The following is an 18,586-nucleotide window of genomic DNA, read 5'->3' on the forward strand; positions in this document are numbered from 1 at the left end:
TCCCTGCGGCGCCGGGCGGTGCCATCATCGCCCGGCGGAACATCCGCTCCGACGGGCGATTCTCCGCGCGATCCGATCCCTCCTGCCGAGGTTGCCATGCGCCGACACCGCTATGCCAAGATCGTCGCCACCGTCGGGCCGGCGAGCCATTCGCCGGAGATGCTGAAGGCCCTGTTCCTGGCGGGTGTCGACACGTTTCGGCTGAACTTCAGCCACGGCACGCAGGACGACCACGCCAAGGTCCACGCCGCCATCCGCGCGCTGGAGGAGGAGGTCGGGCGGCCCATCGGCATCCTGCAGGATCTGCAGGGACCGAAGATCCGCGTCGGCACGGTACGGGACGGGCGCCTCGATCTCGCGGCTGGGGAGCGCGTGCGCTTCGTCCTCGAAGGGGCCGAGGGCGGCAAGGACGCGATTCCCCTGCACCACCCGGAGATCTTCGCTGCCGTGGTGCCGGGGCAGGACCTCCTGATCGATGACGGCCGCGTGCGGGTGCGCGTCGTCGGATTGGAGGCCGACAGCATCGAGGCCGAGGTGATCACGGCGGGGGTGATCTCGAACCGCAAGGGCGTGAACCTGCCGGGCACGCTCCTCGACCTCTCGCCGCTCACGGCCAAGGACCGCGCCGACCTCGCCTTCGGGCTGGAACTCGGCGTCGATTGGGTGGCGCTGTCCTTCGTGCAGAAGCCCTCGGACGTGATCGAGGCGCGCGGCCTCATCGGCGAGCGCGCCGGGCTCATGACCAAGGTCGAGAAGCCCCAGGCCCTGGAGCGGATCGACGACATCATCCGCCTGTCGGACGCCGTGATGGTGGCGCGGGGCGATCTCGGCGTCGAGATCCCGCACGAGGACGTGCCCGGCCGCCAGAAGGAGCTGATCCGCGCCTGCCGGCTTCAGGTGAAGCCGGTCGTGGTGGCGACGCAGATGCTCGATTCGATGGTGAACGCCCCGGCGCCCACCCGCGCCGAAGCCTCCGACGTCGCCACCGCGATCTACGACGGCGCCGACGCGGTGATGCTTTCGGCGGAATCCGCGACGGGGCGCTATCCCGTCGAGGCCGTGGGGATGATGGACCGCATCATCCGCTCGGTGGAGCGGCACAAGCTCTACCACTCGATCATCGCCGCCTCGGAGCCGGGGGAGGAGGAGACCCCGCCCCACGCCGTGGCCACCGCCACCGCGACCCTCGCGGAGGCGGTCCACGCCGCCGCCATCGTGGCCTTCACGTCGAGCGGCACCACCGCCGCCCGCGTGGCGCGCAAGCGGCCCGCCGTGCCGATCCTGGCGTTGACGCCCGATCTCAACACGTCGCGCCGCCTGAGCCTGCTCTGGGGCGCCCACAGCGTGCGGACGGACGATGTCGATTCCTACGAGGAGATGACCACCGCCGCCTGCCGGCACGCGCGGGACGAGGGCTTCGCCAAGCCCCACGACATCATCGTCACCGCCGCCGGCATCCCGTTCCACACCACGGGCAACACCAACAACATCCGGGTCATTCAGGTCTGAGTGCGCCCGGCGGGCAGGGGCGTCTGCCGTCCGCGCCGGTAGATCGCCAGCGTCGCGCCGAGGCCGCAGAGCCCGCCGAAGGCCATCCACATGCCCGGCGCCGCCTTGTTGCCGGTGGTCTCGATCAGCCAGGTCGAGACCAGGGGCGTGAAGCCGCCGAGCAGGGCGGTCGCCAGCGAATAGGCCAGCGAGAAGCCCGACGTGCGCACGTTCGCCGGCACGATCTCCGTCAGCGCCACCACCATCGCGCCGTTGTAGCTGCCGTAGAGGAACGACAGCCACAGCAGCACGGCGAGCATGTTGCCGAAGCTCGCATTCACCACCAGCCACGCCAGCGCCGGATAGGCGGTCAGCACGGTCAGGGCGGAGAAAGTCAGCAGGATCGGCCGGCGCCCGACCCGGTCGGACAGGGCTCCCATCACCGGCAGCCAGAACAGGTTCGACAGGGCCGTACAGAAGGTGACGAGCAGGCTGTCCCGGTCGGAGAGCTTCAGCACGCTCTTGCCGAAGGTCGGGGTGTAGACGGTGATCGTGTAGAACGAGATCGTCGTCATGCCGACGAGGAGCATGCCGAGCAGGACGATGGACCAGTTCTGCGTCAGCGAGCCGAAGACCTCTTTCATGTTCGGCCGGTGCTTGCGCTTCAGGAACTCCTCCGTCTCCTCAAGCGAGCGCCGGATGTAGAACAGGAACGGGACGATGGCGCAGCCGATGAAGAACGGGATGCGCCAGCCCCATGCGTTCATGTCGGCGGGGGTCAGCACGCTGTTGAGGACGAAGCCGATCAGCGCCGCGACCATGATCGCGACCTGCTGGCTGCCCGATTGCCAGGAGACGTAGAAGCCCTTGTTGCCCGGCGTCGCCATCTCCGCGAGGTAGACCGACACGCCGCCGAGTTCGACGCCCGCCGAGAAGCCCTGCAGCAGCCGCCCGACGAGCACGAGGAAGGGGGCGAGCAGGCCGATGGACGCGTAGCCCGGCACGAAGGCGATGAGGATCGTGCCCGTCGCCATGATGCCGAGGGTGACGATGAGGCCCTTCCGCCGGCCGATGCTGTCGACATAGGCGCCGAGCAGAACGGCGCCCAAGGGCCGCATGAGGAAGCCGGCGCCGAAGGTCATGAAGGTCAGCATCAGCGAGGCGAACTCGTTGCCGACCGGGAAGAACGTCTTTGAAATGTAGGTCGCGTAGAAACCGAACAGAAAGAAATCGAACATTTCGAGAAAGTTGCCGCTGGTCACGCGCAGGACCGTGGCGACTTTAGAACCTTGGGGCGTCGTCGGACTCATTCTGTCCTCCCTTGTCGCGCTTCTCGTTAGGCGCCCATTGGGCAAAACGGAAGCGCGGCCGGAACACAGTCTGGAATGGCGTAAGCGTGCGAATCCGCACGGGAAATAGGCGATGGCTGTTGGCGAAAGAGGCAGCGCTGCCCACTTGAGGTTCATAATGAGCGCTTGCCATGCGGCGACGCCGGAACCTACCTCGGGATGCCCGCCATGTCCGTCCGTCTTCTCGCTGGGGCCGCCCTCGGCGTCCTCGTCTCGTCCACCGCTTTCGCGCAGAGCTACACCGCCCCCGCCGGTACCCCGGCCGTCACCGCTCCCGGCGGTCTCGAAGGCCGCGCCGCCGGCCAAAACCTCTACGACGGGCGCAATGTCGGCCGGGCCGGCGTGCTGTTCGGCGACCAGGACGGCGTGGCGACCACCGGCTCGATCCACCACCAGGCGGCGCCCTACGGCGCCTACCGCCTGCGCTAAGGAACGGTTGCCCCGAGGAGCCGCGAGACCGTCGCGGCGCCCCGGCGCACATGCTCGCCGATCTCGCGCACCCTGTCGTCGGACAGCCGGTGCGTGGGACCGGAGACCGAAATGCCCGCCACCGCCTCACCGTGGACGTTGAGGATCGGCGCGGCCACGCAGCGCATCCCCGTCGTGCGCTCCTCGTCGTCGATGGCGTAGCCCCGCGCGCGGGTGGCCTCGATGTCCTGGCCGAGTTCGGCCAGCGATCCGATCGTCTTGGTCGTGAAGCGCTCGAACGCCCGGCCCCGGAACAGGTGCTCGATCCGTTTCGGCTCGAAGGTGCTGAGCAGGGCTTTGCCGATCCCCGACGCGTGCAGCGGCGAGAGCGAGCCCGGCGGGAAGAACGCGCGGATCGTTTCGTGCGTCTCGACCTGGCTGACGAACAGCACGCTCCCGTCCTTCTCGACGCCGAGATTCGACGTCTCGCCAGTCTCCTGCATCAGCGTCCACATAGCCGAGCGGCTGCGCTCCACCACGTTGCCCCGCCGCAGGAAGGCCGCGCCCAGGCGGTAAGCCTCCGCGCCCACGTGCCATTCCTGCTTGTCGGCGCTGATCTCCACGAAGGCGCGGCGTTCCAGGGTCGCCAGAACCCGGTGCATCGTCGCCACCGATTGCCCGAGCTTGCCCGACAGTTCCGAGAGCGTGAGCCCGTCCGCATCCGCCAGTACTTCGAGCACGTCGAGGGCGCGGTCGAGGGCCTGGATCGTGCCCGCCGGCTTCGCCCCGCCGAACCCCTTCGGCCGCCCGCGCCGACGATTCCCCGCCTCCATGCGCGCCTCCCACCCCTACACCGCGCACCGGCTTAGGGTGAAAAAATTTTTCGTTCAACGGAAAAACATAACGTGCTGCTGGCACGTGGCTTTCGTCGTCGAACGCCTAAATGAAAAACTTTTTCAAAAAAATATCAAACGGTGGGCCGCGGTGCTAGCCTCTCCGGCAGCGGAGGAGATCGCCCGACCATGTTTACGCAGAACCCTGTCTTCATCCCCGGCCCCACCAACATGCCGGAAGTGCTCCGCCGGGCGGCGGACATGCCGACCCTCGATCACCGCTCATCGCTGTTCGGGCAGATCCTCCAGCCGGCGCTGGCCGGCGTGAAGGCGGTGCTGAAGACGGCCGACGCGCAGGTCTTCGTGTTTCCCTCCACCGCGACCGGCGGCTGGGAGACTACCCTGGCGAATACCCTGAGCGAGGGCGATGCGGTGCTTGCCGCCCGCTACGGCATGTTCAGCCATCGCTGGATCGACATGGCCCGACGCCACCGGCTCGATGTCCGCGTGATCGAGGCGCCGTGGGGCGAGGGCCTGCCGGCCGAAGGCTTCGCCGAAGCGCTGGCCGCCGACAGGGAGCGTGCGATCAAGGCGGTGCTCGTCACCCACAACGAGACCGCGACGGGGGTGAAGTCGGATGTCGCCGCCGTGCGCCGCGCCCTCGACGCCACCGGCCATCCTGCGCTGCTGCTCGTGGACGGGGTCAGCTCCATCGCCTCCATGGATTTCCGCATGGACGAGTGGGGGGTCGATGTCGCCGTCACGGGCTCGCAGAAGGGCTTCATGCTCCCCGCCGGCCTCGCCATCGTCGGCTTCTCGCCGAAGGCCATGGAGGCCACGGCCCGTGCCGACCTGCCCCGGACCTATTTCGACATCCGCGACATGGCGAAGGGCTACGCGAACAACGCCTATCCCTACACGCCGGCCGTCGGCCTGCTGAACGGGCTTAAGCTCTCCACGGAGTTGCTGCTGGCCGAGGGCCTTGAGAACGTCTTCGCCCGTCACCGGCGCATCGCGGAGGGCATCCGCGCGGCCGTCGCCGCCTGGGGGATGCCCCTCTGCGCTGCCCGGCCGGACCTCTACTCCGACACCGTGAGCGCCATCCGCACGCCGGAGGGGTTCGACGCGACGCAGATCGTCACGCACGCAGCCCGGAAGTACGACGTCGCCTTCGGCGTCGGCTTGGGTGAGGTCGCGGGCAAGGTCTTCCGCATCGGCCATCTCGGCAGCCTCACGGACGTGATGGCACTCTCCGGGATCGCCGCCGCCGAGATGGCGATGGCCGATTGCGGCCTGCGCATCGAGCTCGGCTCCGGCGTGGCGGCGGCCCAGGCGATCTATCGCGGCGAGGCCTCGGCCTCCCTGCGGGCGGCGGCGTGAGGGGGGCGGACAGGATGCTCGCTCCCTCCCTCGACGATGTGCTCGCCGCGCACGAGCGCATCCGGCCGCATATTCATCTCACCCCGGTCCTGACCTCGCGGATCATCGACGAGGCAGCCGGCGCCCGGCTCTTCTTCAAGTGCGAGAACCTGCAGAAGGCCGGGGCCTTCAAGGCGCGGGGCGCCTCCAACGCCGTGTTCAGCCTCACCGAGGCGCAGGCGGCCAAGGGCGTGGCGACCCATTCCTCCGGCAACCACGGCACCTGCCTGTCCTATGCGGCGAGCCGGCGGGGCATTCCCTGCACGGTGGTGATGCCCCGCACCGCCCCTCAGGCGAAGAAGGACGCCGTGCGCGGCTATGGCGGGCGCGTGGTGGAATGCGAGCCCTCCACCTCCTCCCGTGAGGCGGTGTTCGCGGAAATCGTCGCGCAGACCGGGGCCGAGTTCGTCCATCCCTACAACGACCCGCGCGTCATCGCGGGCCAAGCGACCTGCGCGCGGGAATTGATCGAGCAGGTGGACGACCTCGACGCGGTCATCGCCCCCATCGGCGGCGGCGGCATGGTGTCGGGCACCTGCCTGACGCTGGCGGGCCTCGCGCCGCACATCGCAGTCTACGCCGCCGAGCCGGAGCAGGCCGACGACGCCCATCGCAGCCTGAAGGCGGGCCGCATCATCGCCGACGACGCCCCCGTCACCGTGGCGGACGGGCTGAAGGTGCCGCTCAAGGACCTGACGTGGCACTTCGTGCGCAACCACGTCGCGGACATCCTCACCGTGTCGGAGGCCGAGATCGTCGCGGCCATGCAGCTGATCTGGAAGCGACTGAAGATCGTCATGGAGCCGTCGAGCGCGGTGGCGCTGGCGGCGGTGCTCAGGAACCGACCCGTCTTCGCCGGCAAGCGCGTCGGCGTGATCATCACCGGCGGCAACGTCGATCTCGACAAACTGCCTTGGCAATAAGAGGAGAGACACCATGAACGCCCACGCCCGGATCGCCGACCTCGAAGTCGGCTACGATGTGCCCGCGCTGCCCGGCATGCGCGAGGACGAGATCCAGACCCCGTGCCTGATCCTCGATCTCGACGCCCTCGAATCCAACATCCGCAAGATGGGCGATTACGCCCGGGCGCACGGGATGCGCCACCGCGCCCACGGCAAGATGCACAAGTCCATCGATGTGCTGAAGCTTCAGCAGGAACTGGGCGGCGCCTGCGGCGTCTGCTGCCAGAAGGTCTCGGAGGCGGAAGTCTTCGCCCGCGCCGGCATCACGGACATCTTGGTCTCGAACCAAGTGCGCGATCCGGCCAAGATCGACCGGCTCGCCCGGCTGCCGCGCTTCGGCGCGCGGATCATCGTCTGCCTCGATGACGTCGCCAACGTCGTCGACCTTTCGGCCGCCGCGCAGAGGCACGGCACGCAACTCGATTGCTTCGTGGAGATCGATTGCGGCGCGGGCCGCTGCGGCGTGAAGACGACGCCGGAGGTCGTGGCCATCGCCAAGGCGGTCGCGGCCGCGCCGAACCTGCGCTTTGCCGGCATCCAGGCCTATCAGGGCGCCATGCAGCACATCGACGGGTTCGCCGAGCGCCGCGCCAAGCTCGACGCCGCCATCGCCCAGGTGAAGGACGCCGTCGAGGGGCTGACACGCGAGGGGCTGGAGCCCGAACTCGTGAGCGGCGGCGGCACCGGCAGCTACCCCTTCGAGAGCGGATCGGGCGTCTACAACGAGCTGCAATGCGGCAGCTACGCCTTCATGGACGCCGATTACGGCCGGATCCTCGATGAGGAGGGCAAGCGCATCGATGCCGGCGAGTGGAAGAACGCGCTGTTCATCCTCACCAGCGTGATGAGCCACGCCAAGGCCGACAAGGCGATCTGCGATGCCGGCCTGAAGGCGCAATCTGTCGATTCCGGCCTGCCCTTCGTCTATGGGCGCGACGACGTGAAATACATCAAGTGCTCCGACGAGCATGGGGTGATCGAGGATGTGCAGGGCAAGTTGAAGGTCAACGACAAGCTTCGCCTCGTGCCGGGCCATTGCGACCCGACCTGCAACGTCCACGATTGGTACGTCGGCGTGCGCAACGGCAAGGTCGAGGCGCTGTGGCCGGTCTCGGCGCGCGGCAAGGCCTATTGAGGCGGGTGAGGCAGCAATGATCATCGTCCCCGAGAACCGGATCGACGGCCTCCTCACCGAAGCGGATTGCTTCGACGCGGTGGAGAAGGTCTTCGCATCGATGGCCCGGCGCAAAGCCGGCAACTTCCCCGTGGTGCGCGAGGCCATCGGCCATGCCGACGCGCTCTACGGCTTCAAGTCCGGCTTCGACCGGGAGAGCTTGGCGCTCGGCCTCAAGGCCGGCGGCTTCTGGCCGGGCAACGCCGCGAAGGGGCTCACGAACCACCAATCGACGGTGTTCCTGTTCGACGCGGATACCGGCCGCTGCCGGGCGGTGGTGGGGGGCAACCTCCTCACCGCGCTGCGCACGGCGGCGGCCTCCGCGATCTCGATCCGCCATCTCGCGCGGACGGATACGCGGGTGCTCGGCATGATCGGCGCCGGCCACCAATCGGCGTTCCAGCTGCGCGCCGCCCTGGCTCAGCGCCCGTTCGAGCGGGTGCTGGCCTGGAACCTCCATCCCGGCATGTTCGGCCGGATGGAGGCGGTGGCCAGGGAACACGGCGTGCCGTTCGAGGCGGTGGAACTCGACCGGCTCGGGGCCGAGGCGGACGTGATCGTGACGATCACCTCCTCCTTCGCGCCGATCCTGAAGGCGTCGCAGGTGAAGCCGGGCACCCATGTGGCGTGCATGGGCACCGACACGAAGGGCAAGCAGGAGGTCGAGGCCGAACTCCTCGCCGCCGCCACGATCTTCACCGACGAGGTCGCGCAATCGACCGGCATCGGCGAGGCGCAGCATGCGGTCGCGCGGGGCCTGATCGCCCCGGAGGCCATCGTGGAGATCGGCGCGGTGATCAACGGCGACCATCCCGGCCGCACCTCGGACACGGAGATCACCCTGTTCGACGGCACGGGCGTCGGCCTTCAGGACCTCGCGGTCGCCTCGGCGGCGGTGGAGCTTGCCGTGGCGAAGGGTTTGGCGATCGAGGTGGAGTTCTGAGAGAGGACGCGCCGTCCTCTCTCAGAAGACGTGGAAGGCGAAGTTCAGGCCGCCGACCACGTCGCGCTTCTTCGAGCCGAAGGCGTCGTTCTGCGCGTTGGCGTCGAAGCCGAAGGCCAGCGACACGTCCTTGACGAGGCCGGGGATGGCGAACGCCTTCGTGTTGGTGAGTGCGTTCAGGCTGAGCGTGCCGCGATAGAGACCGTAGGCTTCGGTGTTGCCGTAATCGGCGAAGAACGGGTTGGCGATGGTGCCGGGCGGGTTGGTGGTGCCGGCGGGGAATTGCGAGCCGGATTTTAGGATGTCGAGGGAGAAGAAGTTGGTGCCGTAGGCCCAGGCGTCGGCGTGGGAGATGTTGAGGATCTGCTTCGGGGCCTCGCGGGAGACGAAGCTGCCGTCGCCGCGCTGGATCTGCACGCCGGGGGAGACCGTCGGGAACTGGTAGCGATAGCCGACCTGCGTGTCCGCGAAGAGGAAGAACGGCGCCTCCGTCTTCACTGTGGCGATGTCGGCGGCCTGCGCCCCGCACGCCATCCCGAGCGGCAGCAGAGCCGCCGCGACCCGACCGAGTGTCTTCATGTCCGCCCCCAATCCCGATTTGTGCTCGATCCGCTCGTTGTCGGGGAAGCGCTGCGCCGGCAGCCCGTGCAGCGTCGCCCGGATCAGGTCGCTCGTGCCGGAGACGCGCATCGGCGCGTTGCTGCGGAGAGGCACCGACACGTGGGGTGGGTGCGGCCGGGGGCGGCCAAGGCCGGTCCGTCCGAGGGTCCGACCTTGAGGACGTTGCGCCGCGAGAGCGGGGCGTGATGCGAAGCGGGCATGGATGTCCCCTCAGGCGCGGTCGAGGGCGGCGTGCGGGAAGGCGGGTTCCGGGTCGGCCGGATGGGGCTCGACCCCTTCGCCGAGGCGATCCGAGTTGAGCAGCAGGTTGAGGACGATGGCGCCGATGGCGCCCAGCGTGATCCCGCTGTGCAGGATGGGCCCGGCCCAAGCGGGTGCGGTGGCGGCGAACAGCTTCGGCGCGGCCATGGGGATGAGGCTCAGCCCGATGCTCACCGCCACGACGATCTGGTTGCGCCGGTCGCCGAGGTCGGCGCCACCGACGATCTTGAGGCCCGCCGCCGCGACCATGCCGAATATCACGATGCCGGCGCCGCCGAGGACGGCGGGCGGGATCGAGGCGACCACGAAGGCCACCTTCGGCAGCAGGCTGACGGCGAGGATGATGCACCCCGCCGCGACGGTGACGTAGCGGCTGCGGACCCGCGTCATGTTCACGAGGCCGACGTTCTGGGAGAACGAGGTGTGCGGGAAGGTGTTGAGGCAGCCCGCGATCAGCGTGGAGAGCGAATCCGCCATCAGGCCGCGCGTCAGGGTGCGCTTGTCCACCGGCTTGCCGACGATGTCGCCGACCGCGAGGAACATGCCGGTCGACTCGACCAGCGTGACCATCATCACGATGCACATGGCGGCCACCGCCGTGACGTGGAAGGTCGGCCAGCCGAAGTGGAACGGCGTGACGAGGGCGATGAGCGGGCGGTCGCCGAGGCCGTCGAGGCGGAACAGGCCCAGCGGCCATGCGAGGCACAGCCCGGCGATCAGGCCGATCAGCACCGCGATGTTGGCCACGAACCCGGTAGCGAAGCGGCTGATCACGAGGATCACCGCCAGCACGAAGGCCGCGACGCCGAGATGAACCGGGGCGCCGAAATCGGGGGCGCCGAAGCCGCCGCCGGCCCAATTGATGCCGACCGGCAGAAGCGTCACCCCGATGATGAGGATCACCGTGCCGGTCACGAGCGGCGGGAAGAAGTTCGCGAGCCGCGCGAAGAACGGCCGCAGCAGCAGGCCGAAGATCCCGGCGCCGATCGTGGCGCCGAAGATGCCGGGCAGGCCGATGGTCGGGTCCTGCGCCATCGCCACCATCGGGCCCACCGCCGCGAAGCTGACGCCCATGATGACCGGAAGGCGGACACCGAACATGCCGATGCCCAGCGACTGGATGAGGATCGCGAGGCCCGTCACCAGCAGGTCGCAATTGATGAGGTAGGCGACCGTCTCGGCCGGCAGGTTCATCGCCGCGCCGAGGATCAGCGGCGGCGCCACCGCGCCCGCGCTCATCACCAGCACATGCTGCATCCCGTAGGCGAGGAGCTTCGGAAGCGGCGGAATGGCATCGACCGCGTCGACCTCGCGCGGTGTCCTCAAGGGATCGGTCATCGGCGTAACCTCCGGGGGGGCCGCGCCGGGCCGGACCTCTGGCGGGTCCGTGTCGTCCGGTGCGGGATCGCGGCCCGCCGGGGTGGGGCGAGGCCAAGCATGCGCCGCCGAAATGGCTGGCCCCTGAAAGTTGCATGACGGCTAAGGAATGCTACGCGCGAATTTCGGAAGCACTTTGCGAAAAATCGCCAAGGTCCCGCCGGGCCCGCTCCCGTATGCTCGGCCCCGCTGACGGCCCCGAGAGGGCGCGCCCGGAGAGTGACGCGATGACTTCCCTGCTCCTGAGGAACGCCGACATCCTCGTGACGATGGACGAGGCCCGGCGCGAGATTCGCGGCGGCGCGGTCTATGTCGAGGACAACCGCATCGTCGCGGTGGGTCCCGCAGCCGAGGTGCCGGCCCAGGCCGACACGGTGCTCGACTTGGCGGGCCACGTGGTCATGCCCGGCCTCGTGAACACCCACCACCACATGTACCAGTCGCTCACCCGCGCGGTGCCCGCCGCGCAGGATGCCGAATTGTTCGGCTGGCTGAAGGCGCTCTACCCGATCTGGGCGCGGCTGACGCCGGAGATGGTCCGCGTCTCGACGCAGACCGCCATGGCCGAACTGATCCTGTCCGGCTGCACCACGTCGAGCGACCACCTCTACATCTACCCGAACGGCTGCCGCCTCGACGATTCCATCGAGGGCGCCGAGGAGATCGGGATGCGCTTCCACGCCGCCCGGGGCGCCATGAGCGTCGGCGAGAGCGACGGCGGCCTGCCGCCCGATGCGGTGGTGGAGAACGAGGCCGCGATCCTGAAGGACACGCAGCGCCTCATCGAGCGCTGGCACGACCCGTGCCGCCTCGCCATGCGGCGGATCGTGGTGGCGCCGTGCTCGCCCTTCACGGTGAGCCGGGGGCTGATGCGCGAATCGGCCGAACTCGCCCGCCGCTACGGCGTCTCGCTCCACACCCACTTGGCCGAGAACGACAACGACGTCAGCTACAGCCTCGAAAAGTTCGGGATGACGCCGGCCGAATACGCCGCCGACCTCGGCTGGACCGGCCCCGACGTCTGGCACGCCCACTGCGTGAAGCTCGACGCGGCGGGCATCGCCCTGTTCGGCCGCACCGGCACGGGCGTCGCCCATTGCCCTTGTTCGAACATGCGCCTCGCCTCCGGCATCGCGTCGATCCGGCAGATGCGCTGCGAGGGCGTGCCGGTGGGCCTCGGCGTCGATGGCTCGGCCTCGAACGACGGCTCGCACATGCTGGGCGAGGCCCGTCAGGCCATGCTCCTCGCCCGCGTCGGCTTCGGCCCGGCGGCGATGACCGCGCGGGAGGCCCTGGAGATCGGCACCCTCGGCGGCGCCAAGGTGCTGAACCGGGACGACATCGGCGCGCTCGCGCCCGGCATGGCCGCCGACATCGTGGCCTTCGACCTGCGCGGCCTCGACATGGCCGGCGCCCTGCACGATCCGGTGGCGGCTTTGGCCTTCTGCGCGCCGCAGAAGGTGGCGTGGAGCATCATCAACGGCCGGATCGTGGTGCGCGAGGGCCGGCTCACGACCCTCGACACGCGGACGCTCGCCGCCCGCCACAACGCGCTCGCCGCCAAGCTGGTGAACGGCGAGGCGTGAGACGTCTCAGGCGGTCGCCTCCGGCGGGGCGACCGTCCAAGGTTCCGGGAAGGTGAACTCTTCGAGGTTCACCCCGGCGCCGGCGCGGTCCACGACCACGAAGTCCTGCGCCTGCCCGAAGGGCGTCAGCAGCCCGTGCCACGTGTTCCGGGCGTAGCAGACGCCCTGCCATGGGGTCGTGACGAAGGCCTGCGGACGGCCCGGCCGTCCGTCCTCGTTGGGGCAGACGATGACGAGGAACGGCGCGTCGGTGAGCGGGATGAAGGCTTGGGCGCCGAACGGGTGCCGCTCCACCAGCCGGAACACCAGCGGCAGCGGATAAGCCTCCGCCTCCACGAGCCCAACCACTACGCGGGACGCCTCGCCGGAGACGAGGATATCCGCGAGGTCGTGGAAGCGCCGGGCCTTGCCGGCATTCATCGGGCGCGGCTGCGTCACCGCCTTGTCGATGACCTGCCCGAACGGCGCGAAGGCCTCGGCCGTCAGGGGCCGGGCGACGAGGGTCCGCTCGCTCACCGGCCGCCTCCCAAGGCGCGGAGGGACGGATGACGGTTCACGTCCTTGTACAGGAGGTAGCGGAAGGGGCCGGGCCCGCCCGCGTAGCAGGCCTGCGGGCAGAAGGCGCGCAGCCATAGGAAGTCGCCGGCCTCGACCTCGACCCAGTCGCGGTTGAGCCGGTAGACCGCCTTGCCTTCCAGCACGAACAGGCCGTGCTCCATCACATGGGTCTCCTCGAAGGGGATCGAGGCGCCCGGCCGAAGGGTCACGATGTTCACGTGCATGTCGTGGCGCAGGTCGTCGGGGGAGACGAACCGCGTCGTCGCCCAGGCGCCGTCCGTGCCGGGCATGCTCGCGGGCTCCACGGCGGATTCGTGCGTGACGAAGGAGGTCGGCCGGTCGAGGCCTTGCACCGGCTCGAACGCCTTGCGCACCCAATGGAAGCGCACGCTCTCGCCGGCCTCGTTGCGCAGCGACCACGCGGCGCCGGGGGCGAGATAGGCGTAGCTGCCCGGCCGCAGGGCATGGGTGTCGCCGTCGAGGGTGAGGCGGGCCTGCCCCTCGACCACGAAGAGGACGCCCTGCGCCTGCGGGTCCGGCTCCGGCTGCTCGCTGCCGCCACCGGGGGCGACCTCCATCAGGTATTGCGCGAAGGTCTCGGCAAAGCCCGAGAGCGGGCGGGCGACGATCCAGGCGCGGGTGCCGTCCCAGAAGGGCAGGGCGCTCGTCACGATGTCCCGCATCACCCCGTGCGGGATCACCGCATAGGCTTCCGTGAAGACGGCGCGGCCGGTCATCAGCGCGGTCTGGCCGGGATGACCGCCGCTCGGTGGGTTGTAATGGGAATGCGTCATCGCCCGATCCGACACTGGTTCCGGCCGCCCCGAACGGGAGGCGCCCTCGGCGGCAGCTTAGCGGGCTCGCCCCAGGAGAGCCCGGGGGAAATTTCGTTGACAGTTTCAAACGGCTTCTGAAGATCCCACCGCATGATCTCGCTCGAGAGCATCCGCATCTTCATGCGCTCAGCGGAGAGCGGCAGCTTCTCGGCGGCGGGGCGCTCGCTGCGCCTCTCGCCCTCGGTCATCAACTACCGCATCCAGACGCTGGAGGAGCATCTCGGCTGTCTCCTCCTCACGCGCACCACACGGCGCATGAGCCTGACGGAAGCGGGGCGCCTGTTCTACGACCGCTGCCTCGACATCACCGCCGCCGTCGAGCAGGCCGAGAAGAGCGTCGAGCAGGCGGGCGCCGCGCCGCGTGGTGCCTTGAAGATCACGGCGCCGATCGGCCTCGGCCGGCGGGTGATTGCGCCGCTGGTGCCGCACTTCCGCGCCCGCCACGGCGAGACGGACGTGCGGCTGCGCCTGTCGGAACACCTGCTCGACCTCGTGCAAGAGGCGGTGGACGTGGCGATCCGCCTGTCGCAGATGCGCGATTCCACCTTCACCCTGCGCAAGGTGGCCGAGATCGAGCGGGTGCTCTGCGCCGCGCCGTCCTATCTCGACCGCAACCCGGCGCCCACCGAGCCGGCCGACCTGCTGACGCACGATTGCCTGCTGCTGCGCTTCCCCGGCTCCGAGCAGTTCCGCTGGACGCTGGTGGACGGCGAGGAAACGGTGACGCTGCCCGTCACCGGGCACATGGATTCGGACGACGGCGACACCCTCACCGATTGGGCGCTCGCCGGGGAGGGGATCGTCCTGAAGCCGCTGTTCGAGGTGGCGGCGCCTATCGCCGAAGGGCGGCTCGTTCCCATCCTCGAACACACGCCGCCGACCTCGGCGACGCTCGGCCTGCTCTATCCCTCGCGAAAAATGCTCTCGGCCCGCACCAAGACCTTCGTGGACATGGCCCACGAGGCCCTGCGCGCCCATGTCGGCGAAGGCCTCGCGCGCCTCGGCAAGCAGGTGGCCTAATCGGCGATCAGGGCTTCGAGCCTGAGCGCCCCGATGCGGCCGACCTGCCGCAGGGCTTCCTGCCGCTCGGCCTCGGGTGTGTTGCCGAGGCGCGCTTCGAGCCGGGCGAAGATCGTATCGCGGTCGAGGCCCTTCACGGCGATGATGAAGGGGAAGCCAAATTTCTCGGAATAGGCGGCGTTCAGCGCCTGCATCCGCTCGACGGAGGAGGCGGGCGCCTCCAACAGGCCGCTGCCGCCCTGCTCGCTCATCGAATGGGCGGTCAGCTCGCCCCGGAGGGCGGCGCGACTCGCGAGTTCCGGGTGGGCGCGCAGCAGGGCGAGGCGATGCCCCTCATCGGCGCCCGCCACCGCCGCCTCCATCGCCGCGTGCAGGGCGGCGCGGGAGGCGAAGGGGCGATGCGCATACGCTGCTTCCGCGACCCAGGGCGAGTGCTCGTAGATCTCGGCGAGGCGGGCGACGAACTCGCCCCGAGGCAGGTCGTTCAGCGCGGCGATGGCGATCACGGCGTTTCGTCCTTCTCAGGCCCCGGCGGGGTGGTGCTCGGCCCAGTGGCGGGCGATGTCGATCCGCCGCGTCACCCACACGTCGGGGTGGCTCAGCACGTGGTCGAGGAAGCGGGCCAGGGACGGAAGCCGCGCCGGCCGCCCGACGAGGCGGCAATGCAGCCCGATGGAGAGCATCTTCGGCGCGGTGGCGCCTTCCGCGTAGAGGCAATCGAAGGCGTCGCGCAGGTGCGCGAAGAACTGCTCGCCCGTGGGGAAGCCGCCCGGCACCGAGAAGCGCATGTCGTTGGTGTCGAGGGTGTAGGGCACCACGAGGTGTTCCTTGCCGCCGATGCGCACCCAGTAGGGCAGATCGTCGGCGTAGCTGTCCGAATCGTAGAGGAAGCCGCCCTGGTCCACGACGAGCCGCCGCGTGTTCGGGCTGTCGCGGCCGGTGTACCAGCCGAGCAGCTTCTGGCCGGTCAGGCCCTGGATCGTCTCCACCGCGCGGGCCAGATGCTCGCGCTCGATCTCCTCCGGCACGTCCTGGTAGGACAGCCAGCGCCAGCCATGGCCGGCGATCTCGTGGTCGTCGCGCAGGAAGGCTTCCACCACGGCCGGGTTGCGGGCCAGCGCCTGCGCCACGCCGAAGATCGTGAGCGGCACGCCCCGCTCGCGGAACAGCCGCAGGATGCGCCACACCCCCGCGCGGGCGCCGTACTCGTACAGGCTCTCCATGCTCATATGGCGGTTGGGGAAGGGCAGGGCGCCCGCGATCTCCGAGAGGAAGACCTCCGCATGGGGGTCGCCGTCGAGCACGGAGCGTTCGCCGCCCTCCTCGTAGTTCAGCACGAACTGCACCGCGACGCGGGCGCCGTTGGGCCAGCGCGGGTCGGGCGGGGTCGGGCCGTAGCCGATGAAGTCGCGGGGGGCGTCGTCGCCGGGGAGGGGAGCGGTCACGGGAGAGGATCCTGCGAAGGGTGCGGAAAAGTTAGCGCGCGGCGAGCCAGCGTGCGAGTTCCGCCCGCTCCTCGGGCTGCATGTCGGTGATGTTGTTCGGCGGCATGGCGTGGGTCAGCACCGCCTGCATGCGGATCGCCGAGGCGAAGCGCGCCACATGCTCGGGGGTGTCGAGGAGCACGCCCTTGGGCGGGCTCGCCATGTCCGGCCATTGCGGCTCGGCGGCGTGGCACATGGCGCAGCGGGTGCCGATGACGTTCATCACGCTCTCGTCCACGGGCGGGTGCGCGGCCAAGGCGAGGCTCACCGGCTGGACCGGGGCGGCCTCGGCGGCGGCGGTCCAGCCGATCCGCTCGCGGGCGACGGGGGAGGAGGCGATGCTGATCGCCGCCGCGATGGCGACGCAGGCGGTGGCCACGCCCCAGGTCCACCAGCGGTCGCCGCCCCCGGCGTTGCGGACGTTGAAGAAGTGGCGGACCACGCCGCCCGCGATCACCACGAGTCCGACGATCATCCAGCTATAGGGTGAGGACCACGCCAGCGGGTAATGGCCCGACAGCATGAAGAACAGCACCGGCAGGGTGAGGTAGTTGTTGTGCGAGGAGCGGTTCTTCGCCTGCTTGCCCCAGGCGGAGTTCGGCACGCGGCCCGCGACCAGTTCCGCGATGGCCTTGCGCTGGTTCGGCATGATGACGAAGAACACGTTGCCGGTCATCCAGGTGGCGATCACGGCGCCCGTGTGCAGCATCGCCGCCCGGCCGGAGAAGACCTGCTGGAAGCCGAAGGCGAAGGCGACGACCGTCAGGAACACCGCCGTGGCCAAGAGCGGCGGCCGGTTGGCCAGGGGCGAGCGGTTCAGCCCGTCATAGATCAGCCAGCCGAGCGCCAGGGCGCCGATGCCGATGAACGCGCCGGTCATCGGCGCGATGACCCGCACCGCCGGGTCGATCAGGTAGAGGTCGGCCTGCCCGTAATAGACCCAGCACAGCAGGAAGAAGCCCGACAGCCACGTCGAGTAGGATTGCCATTTGTGCCAGATCAGGTGCTCCGGCATCCGGTCGGGCGCGACGAGATACTTGCGCACCTGATAGAAGCCGCCGCCATGCACCTCCCAGGCCTCGCCGCCCTTGCCGGCGGGGATCGCGGGGATGGCGCGCAGGCTGGCGTCGAGGTGCATGAAGTAGAACGAGGCGCCGATCCAGGCGATCGCCGCAACGACATGGGTCCAGCGAATGAGGAAGCCGCCCCATTCATGCAGGATCGGGTACATGGGACGGGTCCCTCTCAGGCGGGTGATGCCGGCCGGTCTCGGCGCGGGATCGCAGCAAGAGGTGTGCCCCGAAGCCGGGCCGGCGGCGACCCGTCCGGCGGGTAAGGTCTTTCAAAACGCTTCGAAAGATGGCGGGCGGTTTTCGGGTTGCGCCGCCGCCGCGCCGCGTGCTCGTCTCGCGCATCCTCCGCGAGACCTTCCCCATGGGCCACCTGTCCACCCACGTCCTCGACACCACCGCAGGCCGCCCGGCCGCCGGGGTCGCCATCGAATTGCGCCGCCTCGGCGACGACGGATCGAGCGAGCGCGTCGCCGCCACGATCACCAACACGGACGGACGCACGGACGGGCCGCTCCTCGAAGGCGCGTCCCTGCGGGCGGGCACCTACGAGCTGCTGTTCCATGTCGGCGCGTATTTCGCCCGGACGGGGGCGGGGCCGGAACAGCCGTTCCTCGATGTGGTGCCCGTCCGGTTCGGCGTGACCGATCCGGCGGCGCGCTATCACGTCCCCCTCGTCGTCACCCCGTGGAGCTATTCAACCTATCGGGGAAGCTGACGCCTCGATTGCGCGACGGGGCGTTTCGCGCGAGACTCGGGTCAGCCGCAGGAGACGCGACCATGCGCGCCCTCACATCCGCAGCCGTCCCGTCCGCCGAGATCCGGCCGGTGCGGACGATCCTCGTCCTGGCGACGATCCTCGCGCTCCTGGTCGCGGGCGCGGCGGCGTTGCGGGCTCCCGCCGCGATCCCCGACCCCGACCTCGCGCGGCTTCTCCGCTTCATGGCGGCGATGAAGGGCGTCTTCGCCCTCGCGGCGTTCGCCGCCTGCCAATGGCGCCTCGCACGGCCCGCCTCCGCGTGGCGGGTCGCCGTCTACGTCGCCGGGCCGCCGGCCATGGCGGGCGGGGCGCTCGCCCTGTTCACCTTCCAGAATGTCGCCCTGGCGGCGGCGGGCCTGCATCTCGGCCTGTTCGCGGTGCTGGCCGCCGCGCTCACCGACCGCGACTTTCTGCCCAACTTCCCCCGCCGCTGA

18 protein-coding genes and 1 pseudogene are annotated in these 18,586 nt (G+C 69.6%); 10 read left to right on the top strand and 9 right to left on the bottom strand.

Translation table 11 applies throughout. From position 1 onward, the window contains the following. Positions 1-96 precede the first annotated feature (96 nt). Positions 97-1,509 carry a pyruvate kinase gene (gene pyk / locus ACXJ1Y_RS01800; RefSeq protein ID WP_463848481.1) on the top strand — a complete coding sequence of 471 codons (1,413 nt, stop codon included), beginning with the start codon at positions 97-99 and terminating at the stop codon, positions 1,507-1,509. Here pyk and ACXJ1Y_RS01805 read toward each other — a convergent pair. Continuing rightward, complete coding sequence (locus ACXJ1Y_RS01805) at positions 1,500-2,798, bottom strand: MFS transporter (protein ID WP_463848482.1); 1,299 nt, start codon at positions 2,796-2,798, stop codon at positions 1,500-1,502. The genes pyk and ACXJ1Y_RS01805 overlap by 10 nt on opposite strands. 207 nt (positions 2,799-3,005) lie before the next feature. On the opposite strand from ACXJ1Y_RS01805, the gene ACXJ1Y_RS01810 reads away from it, so the two are divergent. After that, positions 3,006-3,266 (top strand): hypothetical protein, encoded by a 261-nt coding sequence (locus tag ACXJ1Y_RS01810; RefSeq protein WP_463848483.1) that lies wholly within the window; start codon positions 3,006-3,008, stop codon positions 3,264-3,266. Here the strand turns inward: ACXJ1Y_RS01810 and bhcR are convergent. Further along, positions 3,263-4,078, bottom strand: coding sequence for an HTH-type transcriptional regulator BhcR (gene bhcR / locus ACXJ1Y_RS01815; RefSeq protein ID WP_463848484.1), 816 nt, complete (start codon positions 4,076-4,078; stop codon positions 3,263-3,265). The two genes, ACXJ1Y_RS01810 and bhcR, sit on opposite strands and share 4 nt — an antisense overlap. 189 nt (positions 4,079-4,267) lie before the next feature. On the opposite strand from bhcR, the gene bhcA reads away from it, so the two are divergent. Genes bhcA through bhcD form a run of 4 tightly spaced genes read left to right on the top strand, consistent with a single transcriptional unit; the run spans position 4,268 to position 8,579 of the window. Then, positions 4,268-5,458: an L-aspartate--glyoxylate aminotransferase BhcA gene (gene bhcA, locus ACXJ1Y_RS01820; RefSeq protein WP_463848485.1), complete on the top strand. Its 1,191-nt coding sequence runs from the start codon at positions 4,268-4,270 to the stop codon at positions 5,456-5,458. A 14-nt stretch (positions 5,459-5,472) separates the two neighbouring features. Then, on the top strand, positions 5,473-6,420 hold the full coding sequence (gene bhcB / locus ACXJ1Y_RS01825) for a beta-hydroxyaspartate dehydratase BhcB (RefSeq protein ID WP_463848486.1): 948 nt from the start codon (positions 5,473-5,475) through the stop codon (positions 6,418-6,420). Positions 6,421-6,433: 13 nt separating this feature from the next. Beyond that, entirely contained in the window at positions 6,434-7,597 is a 1,164-nt protein-coding gene (bhcC, locus tag ACXJ1Y_RS01830) for a 3-hydroxy-D-aspartate aldolase BhcC (RefSeq protein WP_463848487.1), read from the top strand. Positions 7,598-7,613: 16 nt separating this feature from the next. Then, positions 7,614-8,579 (top strand): iminosuccinate reductase BhcD, encoded by a 966-nt coding sequence (gene bhcD, locus ACXJ1Y_RS01835; RefSeq protein WP_463848488.1) that lies wholly within the window; start codon positions 7,614-7,616, stop codon positions 8,577-8,579. Between the two features lie 27 nt (positions 8,580-8,606). Here the strand turns inward: bhcD and ACXJ1Y_RS01840 are convergent. Together ACXJ1Y_RS01840 and ACXJ1Y_RS01845 are read right to left on the bottom strand one after the other, a co-directional pair. Further along, positions 8,607-9,113: pseudogene (locus ACXJ1Y_RS01840) on the bottom strand (hypothetical protein); the annotation flags it as partial. Positions 9,114-9,410: 297 nt separating this feature from the next. Further along, a complete protein-coding gene (locus ACXJ1Y_RS01845) occupies positions 9,411-10,799 on the bottom strand; it encodes a nucleobase:cation symporter-2 family protein (RefSeq protein WP_463848489.1) in 1,389 nt (462 codons plus the stop codon). Positions 10,800-11,065: 266 nt separating this feature from the next. Here ACXJ1Y_RS01845 and ACXJ1Y_RS01850 point away from each other — a divergent pair, with 266 nt between their 5' ends. Further along, the gene (locus ACXJ1Y_RS01850) at positions 11,066-12,424 is read left to right on the top strand and encodes an 8-oxoguanine deaminase (protein ID WP_463848490.1); all 1,359 of its coding nucleotides are present in this window, start codon (positions 11,066-11,068) and stop codon (positions 12,422-12,424) included. 6 nt (positions 12,425-12,430) lie between these two features. Here the strand turns inward: ACXJ1Y_RS01850 and ACXJ1Y_RS01855 are convergent, their stop codons facing one another. Beyond that, positions 12,431-12,940, bottom strand: a complete 510-nt coding sequence (locus ACXJ1Y_RS01855) for an ureidoglycolate lyase (RefSeq protein WP_463848491.1) — start codon at positions 12,938-12,940, stop codon at positions 12,431-12,433. Next, on the bottom strand, positions 12,937-13,776 hold the full coding sequence (locus ACXJ1Y_RS01860) for a bifunctional allantoicase/(S)-ureidoglycine aminohydrolase (protein ID WP_463848492.1): 840 nt from the start codon (positions 13,774-13,776) through the stop codon (positions 12,937-12,939). The genes ACXJ1Y_RS01855 and ACXJ1Y_RS01860 overlap by 4 nt, the downstream gene beginning before the upstream one ends. 132 nt (positions 13,777-13,908) lie before the next feature. Here ACXJ1Y_RS01860 and ACXJ1Y_RS01865 point away from each other — a divergent pair, with 132 nt between their 5' ends. Then, positions 13,909-14,838: a LysR family transcriptional regulator gene (locus tag ACXJ1Y_RS01865; RefSeq protein WP_463848493.1), complete on the top strand. Its 930-nt coding sequence runs from the start codon at positions 13,909-13,911 to the stop codon at positions 14,836-14,838. Here ACXJ1Y_RS01865 and uraD read toward each other — a convergent pair. The 3 genes from uraD to ACXJ1Y_RS01880 are packed head-to-tail and all read right to left on the bottom strand — an operon-like array spanning position 14,835 to position 17,553. After that, on the bottom strand, positions 14,835-15,344 hold the full coding sequence (uraD, locus tag ACXJ1Y_RS01870) for a 2-oxo-4-hydroxy-4-carboxy-5-ureidoimidazoline decarboxylase (protein WP_463848494.1): 510 nt from the start codon (positions 15,342-15,344) through the stop codon (positions 14,835-14,837). The two genes, ACXJ1Y_RS01865 and uraD, sit on opposite strands and share 4 nt — an antisense overlap. Before the next feature lie 15 nt (positions 15,345-15,359). Next, entirely contained in the window at positions 15,360-16,283 is a 924-nt protein-coding gene (gene puuE, locus ACXJ1Y_RS01875; protein ID WP_463848495.1) for an allantoinase PuuE, read from the bottom strand. A gap of 31 nt (positions 16,284-16,314) precedes the next feature. After that, positions 16,315-17,553 carry a urate hydroxylase PuuD gene (locus ACXJ1Y_RS01880; protein ID WP_463848496.1) on the bottom strand — a complete coding sequence of 413 codons (1,239 nt, stop codon included), beginning with the start codon at positions 17,551-17,553 and terminating at the stop codon, positions 16,315-16,317. Between the two features lie 203 nt (positions 17,554-17,756). Between ACXJ1Y_RS01880 and uraH the strand changes: the two genes are divergently transcribed. Both uraH and ACXJ1Y_RS01890 read left to right on the top strand, forming a co-directional pair. Beyond that, the gene (gene uraH / locus ACXJ1Y_RS01885) at positions 17,757-18,110 is read left to right on the top strand and encodes a hydroxyisourate hydrolase (protein WP_463850009.1); all 354 of its coding nucleotides are present in this window, start codon (positions 17,757-17,759) and stop codon (positions 18,108-18,110) included. 62 nt (positions 18,111-18,172) lie between these two features. After that, the gene (locus tag ACXJ1Y_RS01890) at positions 18,173-18,586 is read left to right on the top strand and encodes a hypothetical protein (protein ID WP_463848497.1); all 414 of its coding nucleotides are present in this window, start codon (positions 18,173-18,175) and stop codon (positions 18,584-18,586) included.

Source organism: Methylobacterium sp. TK26 (assembly GCF_055361565.1).